Raw genomic sequence first — 14,351 nt, 5'->3', positions numbered from 1 at the left:
AAATCCCATGTCATCCCTTGGTCATCGGGAAGACGGGCGAACGAGGCACCAAGACCTCACGGCGAAAAGAGCAGGTTTCATACAGGCACCCGCTTCACGACCAAGAACGATCCGGCGCGCGGGCGAGCAGACATCCCCCAAGGTGGCGCGTGTAGCCGGACATACCCAGTGATGGGACGAGGGCGGCGGATCGGGCAGTGGCAGCAGCCCGACCGCCGTTTTCCTTTGCTAGGCCCCGGGATGACCCGGGCAGGGGAATGGGACAGGAGCGCGCCAGTGGCACGCAGGTTCAGAGGGTCGGAGACGTTCAAGGTGGACGCGAAGGGTCGCGTTTCCATCCCCGCTTCCTTCCGTCGTGTGATCGAGGCCTGCGACCCCGACTGGACCCCCGGCAACCGCCCCAATATCGTCATCGTCTACGGCGGCCCGCAACAGACCTGGCTGCAGGTCTACACGATGGAGGCGATCGCCGAGATCGACGCGCAGATCGACATGATGCAGCGCGGATCGGTCGAGCGGGCCGAGATCGAAGATCTGATGTATGGCCAGTCGCATGAGGCCCAGATCGACGACGACGGTCGTCTGGTCCTGCCGCAGAAGCTGCGTGAAAAGATCGGGCTGAAGTCCGAGGCCTTCTTTGTTTCGGCCGGCACCTCGTTCAAGATCTGGGACCCCGCAACCTATGAGGCCGGACAGGCCGAACTTTACGCCGAACGCGCGACCCAGCGGCCCCGCGGCTATGATCCGCTGGTCCATCTGCCGAACCTGCCACCCGCCGCCCCGAGGCAAACATGACCGCCGATGCCCCCCACATCCCCGTTCTGCTGCGGCCGCTTCTGAAAGCGGTCGCGCCTGTCTCTGGGGTCTGGCTGGATGGCACCTTCGGCGCGGGCGGCTATGCGCGCGGCCTGCTGGATGCGGGGGCGGATCGCGTGATCGGGGTGGACCGCGACCCGATGGTGTTTCGCATGGCCGAAAGCTGGCGCGGGGCCTATGGCGACCGGCTGCGGCTGGTGCAGGGGACGTTTTCCGATCTGGACGCGCTGGCGGGCGAGCCGCTGGATGGCGTCGTGCTGGACCTTGGCGTCAGCTCGATGCAGCTTGACATGCCCGAACGCGGCTTTTCCTTCCTGCGCGACGGGCCGCTGGACATGCGCATGGGCGACACCGGCCCATCCGCCGCCGATCTGGTCAATACGCTGGATGAGGGCGATCTGGCCGACATCCTGTATCATTACGGCGAGGAACGCGCCTCGCGCCGGATCGCGCGGGCCATCGTCGAGGCGCGCAGGGCCGCGCCGTTTGAAACCACGCTGCAACTGGTCGCGGTGGTCGAACGCTGTCTGCCGCGCCCGAAACCGGGGCAAAGCCATCCCGCGACGCGGTCCTTCCAGGCGATCCGCATCGCGGTGAACGACGAATTCGGCCAGCTGATCGAGGGGCTGGAGGCCGCCGAACGCGCGCTTAAACCCGGCGGGCGGCTGGCGGTGGTCACCTTCCATTCGCTCGAAGATCGCGTGGTCAAGCGTTTCCTGCAGGCGCGTTCCGGCGGCGAGGGGCAGGGGTCGCGGTATGCGCCTGCCCGCGCGGCGGTGGAACCGGCCTTTCGCCTGCTGTGCAAGGCGATCGGCCCCGATGATGCGGAACTGGCGGAAAATCCCCGCGCGCGCTCGGCCAGGCTGCGCGTGGCGGCACGCACCGATGCCCCCGCCGGGCGGGCGGATCGTAAAAACCTTGGCCTGCCCGCGCCGGTGTTGAAAGGACATCCCCGATGAGATCGCTGATCTATCTTGCGACGGCGCTGTGCGTGATGGGGCTGGCTTTCTGGGCCTACCGCGAGAATTACGAAACCCAGTCCCGCCAGGCCGAGATGAAGCGCCTGCAGCGCGAAATCGCCTCGCTGCGCGAGGGGCTTGGCGTGTTGCGCGCCGAATGGGCCTATCTGAACCGTCCTGACCGGCTGCGCGAACTGGTGAACCTGAACTTTGCCAGCCTTGGCCTGCTGCCGCTGTTGCCCGGACAATTCGGCTCGGTCGCGCAGGTGGCCTATCCGCCGCAACCCGAATTGCCCGGCGTGGATCCCATTGACGTAATTGCCCCCAGTGCCGATCCCGGCCAGACCGTCCCGGAGGGTGCCGAATGATCCGTACACCGCTGCGTCCGCTGGCCCGCATCCTGGACGCCCGCGCCAGGGGTGAAAACCCCGATGCGATCGAACGTGAGAACATCCGCCTGCGCGGCGAGGCGACGCGTGACCGCGCCCGCGCCCGGGCCGAGGGGCGGCTTCTGGTGATGGCGGCGCTGTTTCTGGCCGGGTTCGTCACCGTGGGCACGCGCATGGGCATGCTGGCCGCGGTTGAACCGCAAGAACCCCAGCTGGCCAGTTCCGGCGAGGCGATCCTGGCGCAGCGCGCCGACATCCTGGACCGCAATGGCCGGGTGCTGGCCACCAACCTTGTGACCCATGCGCTTTATGCCCAGCCGATGATGATGGTGGACCCGGTGGGCACCGCCGACAAGCTGGTGGACATCTTCCCCGACCTGGACCGCGACCGCCTGGTGCGCGACTTTACCGGCGGGCGCAAGTTCCTGTGGATCAGGAAGAAGATCAGCCCCGAACAGATGCAGGCGGTGCATGACATCGGCGATCCGGGGCTGCTGTTCGGCCCGCGCGAGATGCGCCTGTATCCCAACGGTGCATTGGCCGCGCATATCATGGGCGGGGCCAGTTTCGGCCGCGAGGGCGTGGATTCCGCCGAGGTGATCGGCGTGGCGGGCGTGGAAAAGGCCTTTGACGGCTGGCTGCGCGATCCCGCGAATGCGGGCGCGCCGCTGCGTCTGTCGATTGACCTGACGGTTCAGGCCGCGATGGAAGAGGTGCTTTACGGTGGCATGAAGCTGATGGATGCCAAGGGCGCCACCGGCATCCTGATGGAGGTCGCCACCGGCGAGATCGTGGCGATGGCCAGCCTGCCCGATTTCGACCCCAACAACCGCCCCGCGCCGCTGACCAAGGGCGATGCGTCCGACAGCCCGCTGTTCAACCGCGCGGTGCAGGGGGTCTATGAACTGGGGTCCACCTTCAAGATCTTCGCGGTGGCGCAGGCGCTGGACATGGGGCTGGTAAATCCCCAGACCATGATCGAGACCAAGACGCCGATGTATTTCGGCAAGCACCGGATCAAGGATTTCAGGAACTATGGCCCGCAACTGTCGGTGACGCAGGTGATCGCAAAATCCTCGAACGTGGGCACGGCGCGGATCGCCACCATGATCGGCGGCGAGGCGCAGCAGGATTTCCTGCGCCGCATGGGGTTCTTTGAGCCGACCACGGTCGAACTGGCCGAGGCGCCCACCGGCCGGCCGCTTCTGCCGCCGCGCTGGGGCGAACTGGTCACTCTGACCGTGTCCTATGGCCACGGCATGTCGGCAAGCCCGCTGCATCTGGCGGCCGGTTATGCGATGCTGGCCAATGGCGGACGGCGCGTGACGCCCACGCTGATCCATGGCGCGGCCCGCCCCCCCGGCGAACAGATCGTCCGCCCCGAGGTCGCCCGTCAGGCGGTCGACATGATGCGCAAGGTGGTGACCGAGGGCACCGCATCCTTTGGCGAGGTGGCCGGCTATCAGGTCGCGGGCAAGACCGGCACCGCCGAAAAGCCCAAACCCGGCGGCGGATACTGGGATGAACGCAACATCAATACCTTCGCCAGCGTCTTTCCGGCCTCGGACCCGAAATATGTGCTGATCGTGTCGATGGACGAGGCGGTCGATACCTCGGGGTCGGAACCGCGCCGCACCGCGGGCTGGACCGCGGTTCCCGTGGCGGCCGAAGTGGTGCGTCGCACCGCGCCGTTGCTGGGCCTGCGCCCCCTGCCGGAACCCGCCGAACCCGGGGCGATCACGCTGGTGCGCAATTGACGCCCCAGGGCGCGCGGCGATAAATGGCGGCGCCGGCGAGGAAAGGACACCGATATGGGCGAGGGCGCAAAAGCCTTGAGCGAACTGGGCCTGACCGCCCTGCAGGGTCACGATGTGGCGGTGACGGGGCTGTCGGCGGACAGCCGTCAGGTCAAGCCCGGCCACCTGTTCGCCGCCCTGCCGGGTGTCAGGGCGCATGGCGCCGAATTCGTGGTCTATGCGCTGCGCATGGGCGCGGCGGCCATTCTGACCGACCGCGCAGGGCTGGACATCGCGCGTGACGCACTTGCGGGTGCAGATGCGTCGGTGGTGGTGACCGAAGATCCACGCCAGGCGCTGGCCTTTGCCGCGGCGCTGTTCTTTGGCCGCCAGCCCGAAACCATGGTCGCCGTCACCGGCACCAACGGCAAGACCAGCGTGGCGACCTTTACCCGCCAGATCTGGCAGCTGATCGGGCTGGAAGGCGCCAATATCGGCACCACCGGGGTCGAGGGCGCCTTTGCCGCCCCCTCCAGCCACACCACGCCCGAACCGATCACCCTGCACCGGCTGCTGGCGCAGATGGCGGATGCGGGCGTGACCCATGCCGCGATGGAGGCGTCGTCCCACGGGCTGGCGCAGCGCCGCCTTGATGGGGTGCGGCTGGCGGCGGCGGCCTTCACCAACTTTACCCAGGACCATCTGGATTACCACGAAAGCTTTGACGACTATTTCGCCGCCAAGGCGGGGCTGTTCACCCGCGTCCTGCCCGAGGATGGCGTGGCGGTCATCAATATCGATGATCCGCGCGGGGCCGAGCTTGCGAAATACGTCACCGCGCGCGGCCAGCGGCTGATCGCGGTGGGCCAGGCCGAGGGCTGCGACATGCGCCTGCTGGGCCAGCGGTTCGATGCCACGGGACAGGACCTGCGATTTTCCTGGCACGATCAGGTGCATCTGGTCCGGCTGAACCTGATCGGCGGGTTTCAGGCGATGAACGTGCTGGCGGCGGCGGCGCTGGCGATCGGGGCAGGGGCGGATGCGGCGGCGGTCTTTGCCGCGCTGCCGCGCCTGACCACGGTGCGCGGCCGGATGCAACTGGCTGCCACGCGTGACAATGGCGCGGCGGTTTTTGTCGATTACGCCCACACGCCCGATGCGGTGCAGACCGCGCTGCGCGCGCTGCGCCCGCATGTGATGGGCCGGCTGATCGTTGTTCTTGGTGCGGGCGGCGATCGTGACCGGACCAAGCGGCCGCTGATGGGGCGCGCGGCGGCGGAAAACGCCGATGTCGTCTATGTCACCGACGACAATCCCCGCACCGAAGACCCCGCCGCGATCCGCGCCGCGGTGCTGGATGGCGCGCGCCTGCCCGGCGGCCCCGGCCTGCATGAGGTGGGCGACCGGGCCGAAGCCATCCTGCGCGCCGTCGACGCGCTGGGCCCGGGCGATGCGGCGCTGATCGCGGGCAAGGGACATGAAAGCGGGCAGGTGATCGGAACGGATATCTATCCTTTCGACGATGCCGAACAGGCCAGCGTTGCGGTGGCCGCTCTGGACGGAAAGATCTGACATGGCGATCCTGTGGACCTCTGCCGATGCGGTCGCCGCCACGGGCGGGCGGGCGACGCGCGACTTTGCGGTGACGGGCCTGTCGATCGACACCCGGACCCTGCGGCCGGGCGATCTGTTCGTGGCGCTGAAGGATGTCCGCGACGGCCATGATTTCGTGGCCGACGCGCTGGCGCGCGGCGCGGGCGCGGCGCTGGTCAGCCGCATTCCGCCGGGCTGCCATGAAACCGATCCGCTGCTGGTGGTGCCCGACGTTCTGGCCGCGCTTGAGGCGCTGGGCCGCGCGGGCCGGGCACGGTCGCGCGCGCGGGTGATCGCGGTGACCGGATCGGTCGGCAAGACCTCGACCAAGGAAATGCTGCGCGCGGTCCTGTCCGCGCAGGGCAAGGTGCATGCCGCCGAGGCCAGCTTCAACAATCACTGGGGGGTGCCGGTCACGCTGGCGCGCCTGCCGCGCGACGCCGATTTTGCGGTGATTGAAATCGGCATGAACCACCCCGGCGAAATCGCGCCGCTGGCGCGGATGGCCCGGCCCCATGCGGCGATGATCACCACCGTGGCCGCCGCCCATCTGGAGGCCTTTGACAGCATCGAGGGGATCGCGCGGGAAAAGGCCGCGATCTTTGAAGGGCTGGAACCCGGCGGTGTCGCGGTCATCCCGACCGGGCTGCCGGTGACCCCGATCCTGGAAACCGCTGCCGCAGCGGCCGCAACGCGCGCGGGCCGCATCCTGCGCTTTGGTCCCACGGGCGACAGCGATTACCGCCTGATCGCGGCGACGGTGGCGGGCGATGCGACCATCGTGCAGGCCACCCGTGGGGGCGAGCCCCTGTTGTTCAAGGTCATGACGCCGGGCCGCCATTTCGCGTCCAATGCGCTGGGCGTGCTGGCGCTGGCCGAGGCGGTCGGCGCCGATCCGGCGGTGGCGGCCTGCGACATGGGCCTGTGGGTACCGCCTGCGGGGCGGGGCGCGCGCGAACGGATCTTCATGGACATCGTCGATGCGGGGCAAAGCTTCGATCTGTTCGACGATGCCTTCAACGCCAATCCCGCCTCGATGGCGGCCGCGCTTGAGGTGCTGGCCGGGGCCGAGCCGCGCAACGGGGTCGGGCGGGTAAAGCGTGGCCGCCGCGTCGCGGTGCTGGGCGACATGCTGGAACTGGGCCCCGACGAGGCCGCGCTGCATGCCGCGATCGCCGATCTGCCGGCGCTGGCGGCGGTGGACGTGGTGCATTGCGCAGGGCCGCGGATGCGGGCGCTGTACCAGGTTCTGCCACGCGCCAGGCGCGGCGAATGGCATGAAACAGCCCAGGGGCTGGCCGCGCGCGCCGCCCATCTGGCCGATGCGGGCGATGTGGTGCTGGTCAAGGGCTCCAAGGGGTCGAAGGTCAGCCTGGTGGTTGACGCGCTGCGCAAACTGGGGCAGGCGGGCGCCGCAGAGGCGCATGAGGTCGACGGCCCCCGCCCCCCCGGCGCCGCAAGAGGGCTTTCGTAATGCTGTATTGGCTGACCAACTTTTCCGACGGTGGCGATTTCTTCAACCTGTTCCGCTACATCACGTTCCGGGCAGGGGGGGCGTTCTTCACCGCGCTGATCTTCGGCTTTCTGTTCGGCCGCCCGCTGATCGACATTCTGCGGCGCAAGCAGGGCAAGGGGCAGCCGATCCGCGATGACGGCCCGGCGACGCATTTCGCCAAGGCGGGCACGCCCACGATGGGGGGGCTGCTGATCCTGTCGGCGCTGGCGGTGGGTACATTGCTGTGGGCGCGGCTGGACAATGGGTATATCTGGATCGTGCTGGCGGTGACCTATGGCTACGCGCTGATCGGTTTTGCCGACGACTATGCCAAGGTAACCAAACAGAACACCCGGGGCGTGTCGTCGCGCGTTCGGATGGCGCTGGGGCTGGCGCTGGCGGCGCTGGCCGCGGCGGCGGCGTCCTGGCTGCACCCGGCGGGGCTGACCAATCAGCTGGCCATGCCGGTGTTCAAGGATGCGCTGATCAATCTGGGCCTGCTGTTCGTGCCCTTCGCGATGATCGTGATCGTGGGCGCGGCCAATGCGGTGAACCTGACCGACGGGCTGGACGGGCTGGCGATCATGCCGGTGATGATTGCCGCCGGAACGCTGGGGGCGATCGCCTATATCGTGGGGCGGGTCGACTTCACCACCTATCTGGGCGTGCATTTTGTGCCTGGAACGGGGGAAATCCTGGTCTTTGTCGCCGCGCTGATCGGCGGGGGGCTGGGCTTTCTGTGGTACAATGCCCCGCCCGCGGCCGTCTTCATGGGCGATACCGGCTCGCTGGCGCTGGGCGGCGCGCTGGGCGCCATCGCGGTCTGCACCAAGCACGAAATCGTGCTGGCCATCGTCGGCGGCCTGTTCGTGGTCGAGGCGCTGTCGGTGATCATCCAGGTGCTTTATTTCAAGCGTACCGGAAAGCGGGTCTTCCTGATGGCGCCGATCCACCATCATTTCGAAAAGAAAGGCTGGGCCGAACCGCAGATCGTGATCCGGTTCTGGATCATTTCGCTGATCCTGGCGCTGATCGGTCTTGCCACGCTGAAGCTGCGCTAGGTCCGGCGGGCAAGGGGGGCTGTCTGCCCCCCTCTTGGCCTGTCGGCCAATTCACCCCCCGAGGATATTTGGACAAAGCCGAAGGGATCTGCGTTCGGCTTTGTCCAAATATCCCCGGGGGTCCGGGGGCAGGCGCCCCCGGCCTGACCGCTTGCGGTGCGGTTCGGCGCGGGGCAATGTCGCAGACGCAAGCAGGGGGTAGGGATGATTCCGGTTCAGGGTTTTGCGGGCGCGCGGGTCGCGGTGCTTGGGCTGGGGCGGTCCGGACTTGCGACGGCCGCCGCCTTGACGGCGGGCGGGGCCAGGCCGCTGTGCTGGGACGACAGTCCCGAGGCGCGCGAGCGTGCCCGGGCGGCGGGATGTGCACTGCATGACCTGACGCGGGCCGATGCATTCGAGGGGGTCGCGGCGCTGATCGTCTCGCCCGGCATCCCGCATCTTTACCCCGCGCCAAACCGCCTGATTGCCCGCGCGATGGCGGCTGGCGTGCCGGTCGACAATGACATCGGGCTGTTCTTCCGCAGCTGGGCCAGCGCGGATTGGGACGGCTTTGACGTGACCCCGCGCACCATCTGTGTCACCGGATCGAACGGCAAGTCGACGACAACGGCGCTGATCCATCACATCCTGCAGGCGGCGGGGCGGCGGGTGCAGATGGCGGGCAATATCGGGCGCGGCGTGCTGGATCTGGAGCCTGCCGGGGATGGTGAGGTGGTGGTGCTGGAGCTGTCCTCCTACCAGACTGATCTTGCGCGTGCGCTGACGCCGGATGTCGCGGTCTTCACCAATCTGTCGCCCGATCATCTGGACCGGCATGGCGGGATGGGGGGCTATTTCGCGGCGAAGCGGCGGCTGTTTGCCGAAGGCGGGCCCGACCGCGCGATCATCGGGGTGGATGAGCCCGAGGGTGTTTTCCTGGCCAATCAGCTGGCCACGGGGCCCGAGGATGACCGGGTGATCCGCATTTCGGCGGCGCGCAAGCTGGGTGATTACGGCTGGTCCATTTTTGCGCGCAAGGGGTTTCTGGCGGAATGGCGCAAGGGGCGGCAGGTGGCCGCGATCGACCTGCGCGAGGTCCGGGGCCTGCCCGGCGCGCACAACCACCAGAATGCCTGCGCCGCCTATGCCGCCTGCCGCACGCTGGGCCTTGCCCCGCGTGAGATTGAGGCGGCCTTCCATTCCTTTGCCGGCCTGCCGCACAGATCGCAGCTGGTTGCGGAACGGGGCGGGGTGCGGTTCGTGAATGATTCCAAGGCCACCAATGTCGACAGTGCCGCCAAGGCGTTGCAGGCCTTTCCCCGCATCCGCTGGATTGCGGGGGGGCTTGGCAAGGATGGCGGTCTGGGCGGGCTGGCGCCGTTTCTGGGGGCTGTGGTCAAGACCTATCTGATCGGCCATTCGGCGCGCGATTTCGCGCTGGAACTGGGCGACCTGCCGCATGAGATCTGTGAAACGATGGACCGTGCGGTGGCCCGCGCCGCCGCCGAGGCCGAGCCGGGTGACACCGTGCTTTTGGCCCCCGCTGCGGCTTCGTTCGACCAGTATCCGAATTTCGAGAAGCGCGGCGAGCATTTCACCGCGCTGGTGCGTGCCTTGCCCTGAACGACGGGGCCCTGAACGACGGGGTTCTGAACGACGGAGCTTAACCGACGGGGTCCTGCCCGGCGCGGGCCAGCCCAGCGCGCAGCGCCGTTGCCGTGGCGGCCAGGGTTTCGGCGGGGGGCGAGGGGGGCGCGGTAAAGCGATCCGGCCCTTCGGTCAGATAGGCGGCCGAGGTGATGTCATGGATGTCGTGCATCGGCACCAGATGGGCATGGGCATGGGCGACATGGATGCCGGTATAGACCATTGCCACCCGTTCCACCCCGTAAAGCGCCTTCATCGTCCGGGCGATCCGCTGGGACAGGGTGGTGACCCGGCAGGCCAGGTCGGCGGGAATCTCCTCAAACCAGGGGTGATGGGCGCGCGGGATCACCAGCGCATGGCCCGGGCGCACCGGATGCAGGTCAAGGAAGGCCAGAACGTGGTCATCCTCATGCAGCTTGTGGCAGGGCAGATCGCCTGTGGCGATGCGGCAGAACAGGCAGGCTTCGGTCATGGCTGGTCCTTGGGGCGGGGCCGTTCAGGCGTGGGTGGTCGGTCTGGCCCCAGCTTGCCCCGCCCGCGCGCGCACCGCAATCGCCCCGTGCCGCGCAAGTCGCGCCAATGGCGGCAAAAATCGGCCGTGGCCGGGCCGCGTGGCCAAGTCCGTTCTGGTAAGGCGCCCGCGAATGGGGTAGAGTTTTCATCAGACCCGGCAAACGGGCGATCTGAGGCAGTGACGGCGGTAGCCCATGACAGAGATGGTCTTTGGCACCGTGCCCGTGCGGGCCGGTGAACCGATTCTTCCCCGCTGGTGGCGGACAATCGACAAATGGGCGCTGACCAGTGTCCTTTTGCTGTTCATGCTGGGCATGTTGCTGGGGCTGGCGGCCTCGGTGCCGCTGGCGGAAAAGAACGGGCTTGAACCCTTCTATTACGTCAAGCGGCAGGCTTTTTTCGGCGTGGTCGCGCTGGGCGTCATGGCGCTTGTGTCGATGCTGAGCCCGGTCCAGGTGCGCCGGCTGGGCGTGATCGGCTTTGCCGGCGCCTTCATCGCAATCCTGGCCCTGCCGTTCCTGGGCACCGATTTCGGCAAGGGGGCGGTGCGCTGGTTGTCCTTCGGCTTCGCCTCGGTGCAGCCTTCGGAATTCCTGAAACCCGGTTTCGTGGTGCTGGCCGCCTGGTTCATGGCCGCCAGCCAGGAGGTCGCGGGCCCGCCGGGGCGGCTTTATTCCTTTGTCCTGGCGCTGGTGATCGTGCTGTTGCTGGCGCTGCAGCCCGATTTCGGGCAGGCAAGCCTGGTGCTGTTTTCCTGGGGGGTGATGTATTTCATCGCCGGGGCGCCGATCGTTCTGTTGACGGTGCTGGCGGGGATGACGGTGCTGGGTGGCGTGGTGGCCTATAATTCCTCGGAACATTTCGCGCGCCGCATCGATGGTTTTCTGTCCGCCGAAATCGACCCGCGCACCCAGATCGGCTATGCCACCAACGCCATTCAGGAAGGCGGCTTCTTTGGCGTGGGCGTGGGCGAGGGCACGGTGAAATGGTCGCTGCCCGATGCCCATACCGATTTCATCATCGCCGTCGCGGCCGAGGAATACGGCCTGATCCTGGTGCTGATGATCATCGCGCTTTACGCCACCATCGTGGTGCGGTCTCTGATCCGGCTGATGCGCGAACGTGATACCTTCACCCGTCTCGCGGGGGCGGGTCTGGCCTGTGCCTTTGGCGTGCAGGCCTTCATCAACATGGGGGTCGCGGTGCGGCTGTTGCCGGCCAAGGGGATGACGCTGCCCTTTGTCAGCTATGGCGGATCGTCGGTCATCGCCTCGGGCATCGCGTTGGGCATGTTGCTGGCGCTGACCCGGACCCGCCCGCAGGGGCAGTTCTCGGATATTCTGGCGCGCAGGGGGTGGTGATGTCGCGGACACGCGAACCGCTGTTGCTGATCGCGGCCGGGGGCACGGGGGGGCACATGTTCCCCGCCCAGGCCCTGGCCGAGGCAATGGTGCGCCGGGGCTGGCGCGTCAAGCTGTCGACGGATGCGCGTGGCGCGCGCTATGCGGGTGGCTTTCCCCATGTGGTGCGGGTCGAGCAGGTCCCCTCGGCCACCTTCGCGCGCGGTGGCGCATTGGCCCGGGCCGCGGTGCCGCTGCGTATCGCGGGCGGCGTGGCCAAGGCGATCGCGGCGGGGCTGTCGGACCGGCCCACGGTGGTGGTGGGCTTTGGCGGCTATCCGACGATCCCGGCGCTGGCGGCGGCGGTTGCGCTGCGCATTCCGCGCGCGATCCATGAACAAAACGGGCTTCTGGGCAGGGTGAACCGGCTGTTTGCCCCGCGCGTCGATGTGCTGGCCTGCGGCACCTGGCCTACGGCGCTGCCCGAAAAGGTGCAGGCCGTTCACACCGGCAACCCGGTGCGCGCCGCCGTGCGCGACCGTGCCGCGGCGCCCTATATTCCGCCCGGCGATTATCCGATGAGCGTGCTGGTCATCGGCGGCAGCCAGGGCGCGCGGATCCTGTCGGATATGGTTCCCGCCGCGCTGGCCACCCTTCCCGACCGGCTGCGCGCCAATCTGCGCGTCGCCCATCAGGCCCGCGAAGAGGATATGGCCCGCGTGATCGCCACCTATGACGCCGCCGGCATCGCCGCCGAGGTGCAGCCCTTCTTCACCGATGTGCCCCGCCGCCTGTCCGAGGCGCAGCTGGTGATTTCCCGCGCGGGGGCGTCGTCTGTGGCCGATATTTCGGTCATCGGGCGGCCCGCGATCCTGATCCCCTATGCCGCAGCGACGGGCGATCACCAGACCGCCAATGCCCGCGGGCTGGTGGAAGCGGGGGGCGCGATCCTGATCCCCGAAGCGCGGCTTGATCCCGAAACCCTGGCCGAACAGGTCGCGCTTGTGCTGGACAATCCCGCCGGGGCCGTGCAGATGGCCCACTCCGCGTTGAACTATGGCATCCCCGATGCCACCGCCCGGCTGGTCGATCTGGTCGAGGCGCTTGCACGAAAGACCAGGACATGAACGCAGCCGCTACGAAACTTCCCGGGGAACTGGGCCCCATCCACTTTGTCGGGATCGGCGGCATCGGCATGTCGGGCATCGCCGAGGTGCTGATGACCCAGGGCTTCACGGTGCAGGGGTCCGACGCCAAGGCCAGCAAGATCACCGACCGGCTGGTGCAACTGGGCGCGACGGTGTTCGAGGGCCAGCGCGTGGAAAACCTGGGCGATGCGGCGGTGGTGGTGATTTCCTCGGCAATCAAGGCCGGCAACCCCGAACTGGAGGAAGCGCGCCGGCGCGGCCTGCCCGTGGTGCGCCGGGCCGAGATGCTGGCCGAACTGATGCGGCTGCGGTCCAACATCGCGGTCGCGGGCACGCATGGCAAGACCACGACAACGACGATGGTGGCCACGCTGCTGGACAAGGGCGGGTTTGACCCCACCGTGATCAACGGCGGCGTGATCCATGCCTATGGATCAAACGCGCGGGCCGGGGCGGGCGAATGGATGGTGGTCGAGGCCGACGAATCCGACGGCAGCTTCAACCGGCTGCCCGCGACGATCGCCATCGTGACGAACATCGACCCCGAACACATGGAGCACTGGGGCAGCTTCGATGCGCTGCGCAAGGGTTTTTACGATTTTGTCTCGAATATTCCCTTCTACGGTCTGGCGGTCTGCTGCACCGACAATGCCGAGGTGCAGGCGCTGGTGGGCAAGCTGACCGACCGCCGCGTCGTGACCTTTGGCTTCAATGCCCAGGCCGATGTGCGCGCGGTCAACCTGCGGTTCGAACAGGGCAAGGCTTTCTTCGATATTCTGCTGCAATCCGAGGGCGAAGGTTCGAAAATTGAAAACTGTTCCCTGCCGATGCCGGGCGATCACAACGTCTCGAACGCGTTGGCGGCGGTTGCGGTGGCGCGCCATCTGGGCATGAAGCGCGCGGAAATCCGCGAGGCGCTGGCCGGTTTCGGCGGCGTGAACCGGCGCTTTACCAGGCTGGGCGAGGTGCTGGGCGGTGTCAGCATCATCGACGATTACGGCCACCATCCGGTGGAAATCGCCGCCGTGCTGAAAGCCGCGCGGCAGGCGGTATCGGGCCAGCCCGGCGCGCGCGTCATCGCCGTGCATCAGCCACACCGCTACACCCGCCTGTCCAGCCTGTTCGAGGATTTCTGCACCGCCTTCAACGAGGCCGACGTGGTCGCCATTGCCGATGTCTATGCGGCGGGCGAAGAGCCCATTCCCGGCGCTTCGCGCGATGATCTGGTGGCCGGGCTGATCCGGCACGGCCATCGCCATGCCCGCGCGCTGTTGCATGAAGAGGATCTGGCGCGCCTGGTGCGCGAACAGGCCCGGCCGGGCGATATCGTCGTGTGTCTGGGCGCGGGCACGATTTCGGCCTGGGCGCACGGCCTGATCGCGAAGCTGACCTGATCGGATGGTGACGCCGTCGCTTCTTGCCGCATGCCTCTGGACGGTGCTGGCCATGCTGATCGCGCTTGCCCCGGCCCGGTTTCACTGGCGCGCGGCCTGGGCGCTGATCGCATCGGGCGTGCCGATCCTGGGTTGGGTCACCTATGAAAACGGCCCGGTCTGGGGGCTGGCGGTGCTGATCGGCGGCATGAGCGTGCTGCGCTGGCCGCTGATCCACCTGATGCGGCGCCTGTGCCAGCCCGACCCGGCCGAGTGACGCTTGCGCCCCCGCGCGGGCCGGA

At 67.8% G+C, this 14,351-nt stretch carries 13 protein-coding genes; 12 read left to right on the top strand and 1 reads right to left on the bottom strand.

What is annotated here, in order from left to right:
- Positions 1-276 precede the first annotated feature (276 nt).
- From mraZ to murD, 8 genes are all read left to right on the top strand, one after another.
- Entirely contained in the window at positions 277-795 is a 519-nt protein-coding gene (mraZ, locus tag ACK8OU_RS06385; protein ID WP_410302527.1) for a division/cell wall cluster transcriptional repressor MraZ, read from the top strand.
- Positions 792-1,775, top strand: a complete 984-nt coding sequence (gene rsmH, locus ACK8OU_RS06380) for a 16S rRNA (cytosine(1402)-N(4))-methyltransferase RsmH (protein ID WP_410302526.1) — start codon at positions 792-794, stop codon at positions 1,773-1,775. The genes mraZ and rsmH overlap by 4 nt, the downstream gene beginning before the upstream one ends.
- Positions 1,772-2,143: a cell division protein FtsL gene (gene ftsL, locus ACK8OU_RS06375; RefSeq protein ID WP_410302525.1), complete on the top strand. Its 372-nt coding sequence runs from the start codon at positions 1,772-1,774 to the stop codon at positions 2,141-2,143. Before rsmH ends, ftsL begins: the two co-directional genes overlap by 4 nt.
- Entirely contained in the window at positions 2,140-3,921 is a 1,782-nt protein-coding gene (locus ACK8OU_RS06370) for a peptidoglycan D,D-transpeptidase FtsI family protein (protein WP_410302524.1), read from the top strand. The genes ftsL and ACK8OU_RS06370 overlap by 4 nt, the downstream gene beginning before the upstream one ends.
- 54 nt (positions 3,922-3,975) lie before the next feature.
- The gene (locus tag ACK8OU_RS06365; RefSeq protein ID WP_410302523.1) at positions 3,976-5,472 is read left to right on the top strand and encodes a UDP-N-acetylmuramoyl-L-alanyl-D-glutamate--2,6-diaminopimelate ligase; all 1,497 of its coding nucleotides are present in this window, start codon (positions 3,976-3,978) and stop codon (positions 5,470-5,472) included.
- A 1-nt stretch (position 5,473) separates the two neighbouring features.
- A complete protein-coding gene (locus tag ACK8OU_RS06360) occupies positions 5,474-6,967 on the top strand; it encodes a UDP-N-acetylmuramoyl-tripeptide--D-alanyl-D-alanine ligase (RefSeq protein ID WP_410302522.1) in 1,494 nt (497 codons plus the stop codon).
- The gene (gene mraY / locus ACK8OU_RS06355; RefSeq protein WP_410302521.1) at positions 6,967-8,049 is read left to right on the top strand and encodes a phospho-N-acetylmuramoyl-pentapeptide-transferase; all 1,083 of its coding nucleotides are present in this window, start codon (positions 6,967-6,969) and stop codon (positions 8,047-8,049) included. Before ACK8OU_RS06360 ends, mraY begins: the two co-directional genes overlap by 1 nt.
- Before the next feature lie 204 nt (positions 8,050-8,253).
- Positions 8,254-9,651 carry a UDP-N-acetylmuramoyl-L-alanine--D-glutamate ligase gene (gene murD / locus ACK8OU_RS06350; protein WP_410302520.1) on the top strand — a complete coding sequence of 466 codons (1,398 nt, stop codon included), beginning with the start codon at positions 8,254-8,256 and terminating at the stop codon, positions 9,649-9,651.
- Between the two features lie 40 nt (positions 9,652-9,691).
- Here the strand turns inward: murD and ACK8OU_RS06345 are convergent, their stop codons facing one another.
- Positions 9,692-10,147 carry an HIT family protein gene (locus tag ACK8OU_RS06345; RefSeq protein ID WP_410302519.1) on the bottom strand — a complete coding sequence of 152 codons (456 nt, stop codon included), beginning with the start codon at positions 10,145-10,147 and terminating at the stop codon, positions 9,692-9,694.
- 235 nt (positions 10,148-10,382) lie between these two features.
- Here ACK8OU_RS06345 and ftsW point away from each other — a divergent pair, with 235 nt between their 5' ends.
- Genes ftsW through ACK8OU_RS06325 form a run of 4 tightly spaced genes read left to right on the top strand, consistent with a single transcriptional unit; the run spans position 10,383 to position 14,326 of the window.
- Positions 10,383-11,549, top strand: coding sequence for a putative lipid II flippase FtsW (gene ftsW, locus ACK8OU_RS06340; protein ID WP_410302518.1), 1,167 nt, complete (start codon positions 10,383-10,385; stop codon positions 11,547-11,549).
- Complete coding sequence (locus ACK8OU_RS06335; RefSeq protein ID WP_410302517.1) at positions 11,549-12,655, top strand: UDP-N-acetylglucosamine--N-acetylmuramyl-(pentapeptide) pyrophosphoryl-undecaprenol N-acetylglucosamine transferase; 1,107 nt, start codon at positions 11,549-11,551, stop codon at positions 12,653-12,655. The genes ftsW and ACK8OU_RS06335 overlap by 1 nt, the downstream gene beginning before the upstream one ends.
- The gene (murC, locus tag ACK8OU_RS06330; protein WP_410302516.1) at positions 12,652-14,070 is read left to right on the top strand and encodes a UDP-N-acetylmuramate--L-alanine ligase; all 1,419 of its coding nucleotides are present in this window, start codon (positions 12,652-12,654) and stop codon (positions 14,068-14,070) included. Before ACK8OU_RS06335 ends, murC begins: the two co-directional genes overlap by 4 nt.
- A gap of 4 nt (positions 14,071-14,074) precedes the next feature.
- Positions 14,075-14,326 carry a DUF2484 family protein gene (locus ACK8OU_RS06325; RefSeq protein WP_410302515.1) on the top strand — a complete coding sequence of 84 codons (252 nt, stop codon included), beginning with the start codon at positions 14,075-14,077 and terminating at the stop codon, positions 14,324-14,326.
- Positions 14,327-14,351 lie beyond the last annotated feature (25 nt).

Origin of the sequence: Pontitalea aquivivens, assembly GCF_046507575.1 — a bacterium.
GTDB classification, from domain to species: domain Bacteria; phylum Pseudomonadota; class Alphaproteobacteria; order Rhodobacterales; family Rhodobacteraceae; genus Pontitalea; species Pontitalea aquivivens.
Note: the sequence above shows the minus strand (reverse complement) of the source record. Positions and strands in the feature narration are given on the sequence as shown.

What these genes read in the sequence shown, in the direction of transcription:
- ftsL (WP_410302525.1), top strand. Translation starts at nt 1,772, where the DNA reads ATGAGATCGCTGATCTATCTTGCGACGGCGCTGTGCGTGATGGGGCTG.
- murC (WP_410302516.1), top strand. Translation starts at nt 12,652, where the DNA reads ATGAACGCAGCCGCTACGAAACTTCCCGGGGAACTGGGCCCCATCCAC.
- murD (WP_410302520.1), top strand. Translation starts at nt 8,254, where the DNA reads ATGATTCCGGTTCAGGGTTTTGCGGGCGCGCGGGTCGCGGTGCTTGGG.
- ACK8OU_RS06335 (WP_410302517.1), top strand. Translation starts at nt 11,549, where the DNA reads ATGTCGCGGACACGCGAACCGCTGTTGCTGATCGCGGCCGGGGGCACG.
- mraY (WP_410302521.1), top strand. Translation starts at nt 6,967, where the DNA reads ATGCTGTATTGGCTGACCAACTTTTCCGACGGTGGCGATTTCTTCAAC.
- ACK8OU_RS06365 (WP_410302523.1), top strand. Translation starts at nt 3,976, where the DNA reads ATGGGCGAGGGCGCAAAAGCCTTGAGCGAACTGGGCCTGACCGCCCTG.
- ftsW (WP_410302518.1), top strand. Translation starts at nt 10,383, where the DNA reads ATGACAGAGATGGTCTTTGGCACCGTGCCCGTGCGGGCCGGTGAACCG.
- rsmH (WP_410302526.1), top strand. Translation starts at nt 792, where the DNA reads ATGACCGCCGATGCCCCCCACATCCCCGTTCTGCTGCGGCCGCTTCTG.
- ACK8OU_RS06370 (WP_410302524.1), top strand. Translation starts at nt 2,140, where the DNA reads ATGATCCGTACACCGCTGCGTCCGCTGGCCCGCATCCTGGACGCCCGC.
- ACK8OU_RS06325 (WP_410302515.1), top strand. Translation starts at nt 14,075, where the DNA reads ATGGTGACGCCGTCGCTTCTTGCCGCATGCCTCTGGACGGTGCTGGCC.
- ACK8OU_RS06360 (WP_410302522.1), top strand. Translation starts at nt 5,474, where the DNA reads ATGGCGATCCTGTGGACCTCTGCCGATGCGGTCGCCGCCACGGGCGGG.
- ACK8OU_RS06345 (WP_410302519.1), bottom strand. Translation starts at nt 10,147, where the DNA reads ATGACCGAAGCCTGCCTGTTCTGCCGCATCGCCACAGGCGATCTGCCC.